5 protein-coding genes are annotated in these 6,009 nt (G+C 66.3%); 2 read left to right on the top strand and 3 right to left on the bottom strand.

Annotated features, from left to right (window positions below; genetic code table 11):
- Nucleotides 1–55: 55 nt before the first annotated feature.
- Nucleotides 56–1,135: a galactokinase gene (locus WAN02_RS09675; protein ID WP_422263932.1), complete on the bottom strand. Its 1,080-nt coding sequence runs from the start codon at nt 1,133–1,135 to the stop codon at nt 56–58.
- The gene (gene galT / locus WAN02_RS09670; protein ID WP_422263931.1) at nt 1,132–2,193 is read right to left on the bottom strand and encodes a galactose-1-phosphate uridylyltransferase; all 1,062 of its coding nucleotides are present in this window, start codon (nt 2,191–2,193) and stop codon (nt 1,132–1,134) included. Before galT ends, WAN02_RS09675 begins: the two co-directional genes overlap by 4 nt.
- A 156-nt stretch (nt 2,194–2,349) precedes the next feature.
- On the opposite strand from galT, the gene WAN02_RS09665 reads away from it, so the two are divergent.
- Both WAN02_RS09665 and WAN02_RS09660 read left to right on the top strand, forming a co-directional pair.
- Nucleotides 2,350–4,449, top strand: a complete 2,100-nt coding sequence (locus WAN02_RS09665; RefSeq protein WP_422263933.1) for an FUSC family protein — start codon at nt 2,350–2,352, stop codon at nt 4,447–4,449.
- An 11-nt stretch (nt 4,450–4,460) separates the two neighbouring features.
- Entirely contained in the window at nt 4,461–5,153 is a 693-nt protein-coding gene (locus WAN02_RS09660; RefSeq protein ID WP_422263930.1) for an alpha/beta fold hydrolase, read from the top strand.
- Here the strand turns inward: WAN02_RS09660 and WAN02_RS09655 are convergent.
- A partial coding sequence (locus WAN02_RS09655) for an alpha/beta fold hydrolase (RefSeq protein ID WP_422263929.1) occupies nt 5,150–6,009 on the bottom strand: 860 nt, incomplete at its 5' end. The two genes, WAN02_RS09660 and WAN02_RS09655, sit on opposite strands and share 4 nt — an antisense overlap.

Below are 6,009 nucleotides of genomic sequence, written 5' to 3'. Positions count from 1 at the left end.
GTAGTCAGTTGTCGCTGTGAGGCGGGCACAACGCCCACCCCGACCCTGACGTGACTCAAGTGGCGGATGCGCCCGCTGCGGCGTACGTCTGAGTAATCCCCGGATCTTCGTAGCCCGCTGAGCGCACCGCGGACCGGACCGCTGCACCCACCGCGTCCACGAGTTCGGCCGGCACCAAAGCGATCACACACCCGCCGAATCCGCCGCCGGTCATCCGAGCGCCCAGCGCGCCCGCATCCACCGCGGCGTCGGCGATCAGATCGATGTTCCGAGTGGTGATCGCGAAGTCGTCACGCATCGATGCCTGTGACGCGGTGAAGATGCGGCCAGCCGAGGCATAGTCCGAATCACCTAACGCCGCAACACAATCGAATACTCGCTGGTTCTCGGTCAGCACATGTCGGGCGCGACGGGCATCAACGGCGTCGCGGACCCCATCCAGCACTGCAATCCCCCGGTCTTGGACTTCCCGCAACGACACCACGCCCACGTCGGCCGCCGCCCGCTCGCACGACAGCCGGCGCGCCGCATACTCGCCGCTGACGTGGCCGTGCCGCTCCCGCGAGTCGATCAGCAGCAACTCGACTCCCGACGATGACGGATCGAAGCCGACCGGCGACACGGTCAGCTCCCGAAAGTCGATCAGCAACGCCGTCGACGCCTCACCGAACAACGACGACAACTGATCGAGCAAACCGGTTGGCGCACCGACGTACTCGTTCTCGGCACGCTGGGCAAGACGCGCCTGATCGAGGCGGTCGATATGCAGACCCGTCGTCAGCGCGCCGAGAGCCGCACATTCCAGCGCGGCCGACGATGACAGGCCTGACCCCATCTCGACTTCGCTGCTGATCGACATCGAACCGCCCGAAACCGGATGCCCGGCAGAGCGAAGCGCCCACACCACCCCGGCCACATAAGCCGCCCACCCGGTCACCTCACCGGGCTTGGTGGTCAACGGGATTCGCACGACGCCGTCGATACGATCAGTAAGCACGGTCAGCGCATCGGCGTCCGACGGTTCGAACGTCACGACGGTGCGCCGCGGTAGCGCGATCGGCAGCGACCAGCCGAGGTTGTAGTCGGTGTGCTCGCCGATCAGGTTGATCCGGCCCGGCGCCGAATATCGAATCACGCGAGCGACCGGAGTCGTTCGGCCACGGCCTCGGGCACCACGTCAGTGATGAACGCGTCCATCGCCGACTCGGACGCCGCCAGGTATTTCAAAGCAGTAGCGCTGCGCCGGATCGACATCAGCTCGACATGGAAATAGCCCTCGCGCAACGCAGAAGTGTCGGCGTATTGGTGCAGCGCCGAAATGTACGGCAACGGAACGGAATACATCCGGTCGAATCGTCGCAACACATCAAGATAGATCCGCGCGAAGCCGTCCTGCTCGTCATCGGTGAGGTCAATGAGGTTGTGCACGAACCTGTTCGGATAGATATGAACCTCGACGGGCCATCGCGCCGCGAACGGCACGAACGCGGTGAACAGGTCGGTGCGCGCCACAATCCGGCTGCCGTCGGCGATCTCGGACGCCAGCAGATCGGCAAACAGGTTGCCGCCCTTGTGCAAAGCAGCTCGCTCCATCATCGCCGCGGTCCGCGGCGTCACAAACGAGTAGCCGTAGATCTGGCCGTGCGGATGGGCCAGCGTGACGCCGATCTCCTCGCCCCGGTTTTCGAAGCAGAACACCTGCTGCACACCCGGCGTCGCCAGCAGAGCCGCAGTCCGGTCGCGCCACGCGTCGACAACCAAACGGGCATGCGGCTGCGACAGTTCACAGAAGGACCCGGTGTGGTTGCTGGAGAAGCAGATCACCTCACACCGCCCGACACCGGGCATCGGCACGAAGCCGTCGGGCGCCGATGCCACAGCCCCGGCACCGGACAAACTCGGGAAGCGATTCTCGAAGACGACGACGTCGTAGTCGGGCGCGGGCACCTCGCTGGTCAACCCCGTCGGCCCGGGGCACAGCGGGCACTCGTCCGGCGGTGGCTTGTAGGTCCGGTCCTGTCGGCGCGCGGCGATGATCACCCACTGCCCCGTTGTCTGGTCGAACCGCAACTGCGACTGCCCCGGCTCCCACGGCGGCAGCGGCCGGCGATCGGCCACGACAGCCGGGGTGTGGCCGGCCAGCGAAAAGAACAACAACTCGCGGCCATCGGCCAGCGTCGTTCGCGTGCTCATTGGGTCCCATCTTGGTCGCTGTGCCAGAGTCGAGTGCAAGAGACACGCAATCCGCAGAAGAGAGGCTGGCCACGGGTGTTCGGTGACGCAACCGCGCTGTACGAGCGGGCGCGTAACTGGACGGTCGGATCGGACCCCGGGCTGCTGCGGCTGCGGATGGCCACCCGGACCACCGGCGCCCTGGCGACGGCTCTACTGGCGCTGTTCCTGCTGACCCGGGCCACCGGACAGCCGCTCACGGTCGCACTGCTCGGAGTGCTGATCAGCATGATCTCAGCGCGGTCGGTGAACGAGCCCGATCCGCGGCAACAGCGCATCACGATGGCGTTGCTGCCGCTGCCCACCGCGCTGGCCATCACCGCGGCCGCGCTGCTCGCGCCGCACCCGGTGCTCGCCGACGTCGGATTCGTGCTGGTGGTGTTCGGTGCGGCCTATGCGCGCCGGTTCGGCCCGCGCGGAACCGCGCTGGGCATGGTCACCTTCATGTCCTACTTCTTCTCGCTGTATCTGCGGGCGAAGTTCTCCGAGCTGCCGTGGCTGATCGGCGCCACGCTGGTGGGCAGCCTGTGCAGCTTCGTCTGGAGCGTCTTCCTGATGCCCGATCGACCGGAAAGTGTTCTGCGTGAGAGTATTCGGTCGCTGCGGGCGAGGATGGCGATCGTCGTCGACACCACGGCCGACATCGTGCGGGGCGGCCAGTTCGACGAGCGACGCGGGCGACGGCTGCGGGCCCGGACCCGCCGGCTCAACGGGACGGCGTTGATGGTCCAGGCCCAGATCGAAGACCGGGTCAACCCCGGTGCGCTGTGGCCGGGGGTCAGCGGCGAGGACCTCGCCCTGTGGTTGTTCGACGCCGAGCTCACCGTCGAGCGGCTCGCGACGGCCGGCAGCCGGGCCGCGATGGCGGACATCCCCGCCGCCACCCGGACCGAGCTGGCGGACACGGTGGCCATGCTGTCGCGGGCCATCCGGATACCGCACAGCCACGGGCTGCTGCAGACGGCGGACCGGGCCCAGCAATTGATCGAAAGGTTGCCGGACCCTGACGAATTGCCAGTTAGGCGCTTGGCGCTGGCCATCGTCGACACGGCCAAGGCGACCGCGGAAGTACGCGCCCGGATCGAGCGCGTCGCAACCGAAACGACGGCCCCTGCGGATATCCCCGCGACGGGCGAGCAACCGCTCCGGGCGGGCCTGCTGCCATCCACTCGGCAAGCCATTCAGGTTGCTGTCGCCGCGGCGCTGGCGATCGTCGTCGGCGAAGCGATCTCGCCATCGCACTGGTATTGGGCGGTGATCGCCGCGTTCGTGATTTTCGCCGGCACCAACTCGTGGGCCGAGACGCTCAACAAGGGCTGGCAGCGTCTGCTCGGCACGTTGCTCGGTGTACCCAGCGGCGTGCTGGTCGCCACGCTGGTGTCGGGCAACACCATCGCCTCGCTGGTGATGATCTTCGTATGTCTGTTCTGCGCTTTCTATTTCATGAAGGTCACCTACAGCCTGATGACCTTCTGGATCAGCACCATGCTGGCCTTGATGTACGGCCTGCTCGGCGAGTTCACCTTCAGCCTGTTGCTGTTGCGCATCGAGGAAACCGCGATCGGGGCTGTCCTCGGGATCGCCGCCGCCATGCTCGTGTTGCCGATCAACACCCGGGCCCACATCCGCCACGACGCCCACACGTTCTTCCTCACCCTGTCGGACCTTGTCGACGATTCGGTCACCAGCCTGCTCGGTGGCGAGATCGCCGTGCCGTTGACCGAGACGGCACGTCAACTCGGCCGCGACCTGCTGCAGTTTCGGGTCAGTGCCAAGCCGCTGAGCGCAGGAGTGGGCGGCCTGGCCGGGCGCCGCAGTATGCGGCACGGCCTGAGGATGCTCGCCGCGTCCGACCGCTATGCGCGAATTCTGGTCCGCAGCAGCGAAACACGGATCGGTGCCTCCACCGAACTCGCCGACGCGATCATGGCGACCACCACGCAGATTCGTCGCAACATCGACGTGCTGATCACCTCGCTGGAGTTCAACCAGCCCGCAACGGTCTTTCCTTCCACCGATTTCATCGACGCCGCCGAGAGCCTGGCCAGACAGCAACACGATCAGCCGATGGCGCCGCAACGTCGGCGACTGCTGGCCGCGCTGCACTCACTGCGCCAGATCGACCGCGTCATCATCAACGCCGCCGTCGATCTCGGTGCAGACAATGGCGTACTGCTCAGAGACCAAACGTACTGGCCGCCCAACGACAGGGTGTAACGTATTGGGCTGTGCATCCCATTTTGTCCACATCCACTGTCGTTCTCGTCCACGGAGCGTGGGCCGACGGGTCGAGCTGGGCTCGCGTGATCAGCGGTCTGCAGCAGGCCGGGATCAATGTCATCGCCGCCCCCATCCCGCTGACCACGCTCGATGACGACGTGAACGCCGTCATACGAGCCATCGATCGAACCGAAGGACCGGTCGTGCTGGCCGGCCACGCGTACGCCGGCGGCGTTATCGGCGCTGTCAGTCACCCACGCATCAAGGCGCTGGTCTACGTCGTCGCGTTGGCGCCTGACGAAGGCGAAACCGTCGCCGACGTCTTCTACCGGGATCCCCCGCACCCGCAAGCGCCAGAGCTCAAACCCGACAGCAACGGCTTAATTTGGTTGCCCGAGAGTGCCTTTGCTGACGCATTCGCACAGCACGCCACCGCCGAGGAACAAGCCTTGCTCGCCGCGGTCCAGCGACCGATCGCCGCTCCGTGCATCCAACAGGCCGTGCCGAGACCCGGCTGGAAAGACCTGCCGAGCTGGTTTCTCGTCGCGGAGGAAGACCGCATGATCAACCCGGCCACCCAACGGTTCATGGCCGAACGCATGCAGGCCCGCACTCGTACCGACAGGCTCGACCACGCCCCGTTGGTAACCCGACCGGACGCCGTCGTCGACATTCTGACCGAAGCGGTCCAGAGCGTCTAACTCCCTTGACGGAGAAGGAAATCCAGCACCGCGTCGGCGAATAGATCGTTACGGTCGCCGGCGACCATGTGCCCCGCACCTTGGACGTCGACGAACTCGACCTGCGGGAAGCGGGCCAGAAATTCGTCGGCACGTTCCTGGCTGACCAGGTCGCTCACTTGACCGCGGACCAGCAGCATCGGCACGCCACCGGCCAGGATCGCTTCCACCGCGGCGTTCATCCGATCGACGTCGGACAGCTCGATGGGCGGAAGCGATGCCCTCTGGCTGATGAACTTCGGATCCCAGTGCCAGTACCAGCGATCGCCGCGACGACGCAGGTTGTTGCGCAAGCCATTCAGGTCGGTCGGCCGCGGCCGATGCGGGTTGTATTCGGCGATCATGTCGGCGACTTCGTCGAGCGACTCGAAGCCGGTCTTCATCCGGTCGGCCATGAAGTTGTGAATCCGGTCAGCACCGGATTGATCCATGTTCGGCACAATGTCGACGAGAACGATGGCGCGAGCGATACCGGGTGAAATCTCACCGGCGAGAAGCATTGTCGTGAAGCCACCCAGCGATGCACCGACCAGCACCGGTCGCGGGGGTAGATGACGCAGCACCTCCTGCACGTCACCCGCGAAGCTGGCCAGCCGATAGTCGCCGTCCTCCGACCAGTCCGACTCGCCGTGGCCGCGGGAGTCGACCGTGACCGCTTGCCAACCGCGCTCGGCGACGGCGGCGGCCGCTTTGCCCCACGAGCGGCGGGTCTGGCCGCCACCGTGCAGGAACACCACGGCCGGCTTGTCCGGATCGCCCAGCCGGTCGGCGACGATGCGGGTGCCGCCGACGCCGCAGGTGGTGAACGTCTCAGGCG

Origin of the sequence: Mycobacterium sp. (assembly GCF_049281135.1) — a bacterium.
In the GTDB taxonomy this organism is placed as follows: Bacteria; Actinomycetota; Actinomycetes; order Mycobacteriales; family Mycobacteriaceae; genus Mycobacterium.
The sequence above is the reverse complement of the archived record's forward strand: the minus strand, read 5'-3'. Positions and strand labels throughout refer to the sequence as shown.

Bases quoted from the DNA above. Each gene is read 5' to 3' on its own strand.
- WAN02_RS09665 (WP_422263933.1), top strand. From the start codon at position 2,350: ATGGCCACCCGGACCACCGGCGCCCTGGCGACGGCTCTACTGGCGCTG.
- galT (WP_422263931.1), bottom strand. From the start codon at position 2,193: ATGAGCACGCGAACGACGCTGGCCGATGGCCGCGAGTTGTTGTTCTTT.